Source organism: Pseudomonas sp. K5002 (assembly GCF_013386655.1).
In the GTDB taxonomy this organism is placed as follows: domain Bacteria; phylum Pseudomonadota; class Gammaproteobacteria; order Pseudomonadales; family Pseudomonadaceae; genus Aquipseudomonas.
In genome coordinates this window covers 4,430-4,801 of sequence record NZ_JACARK010000948.1, presented here as the reverse complement: position 1 = coordinate 4,801, position 372 = coordinate 4,430, and the positions used below count along the sequence as shown (strand labels likewise).

Here is a 372-nt window from a genome sequence, read left to right as displayed (position 1 = left end):
GCCCCGGCATTGCGGGAGGTGCCTGCGGCGGCCTATTTCACCCCGGGCGAACAGGTGACAGCCCTGCAACACCGGCCCGGCGCGCTGTTTTTCGACAATGGCGCCTGTGACCATCGCTTGCTGCCGCAAGCCGTGCTGCACCGCTATTACCGCAATGCCTTGCGCAACAGCTTTACCACCAACACCGTGCGCCATGGCAGCGAAGGCAGCGGCCAGTACCTGCGCAACGCCCTGGCCGAAATGTTGCGCCACAATCGCGGCCTGACGGTCGGCGCGCCGCAGATTTGCCTGACCCAAGGCGTGCAGATGTCGCTGTACCTGACCGCCAGCGCGCTGCTCAAACCCGGTGATGTGGTGGTGGTCGAACGCCTG

At 65.6% G+C, this 372-nt stretch carries 1 pseudogene; it reads left to right on the top strand.

The features are described from left to right. Positions 1-372, top strand: a pseudogene (locus HX846_RS39890) (PLP-dependent aminotransferase family protein); the annotation flags it as partial.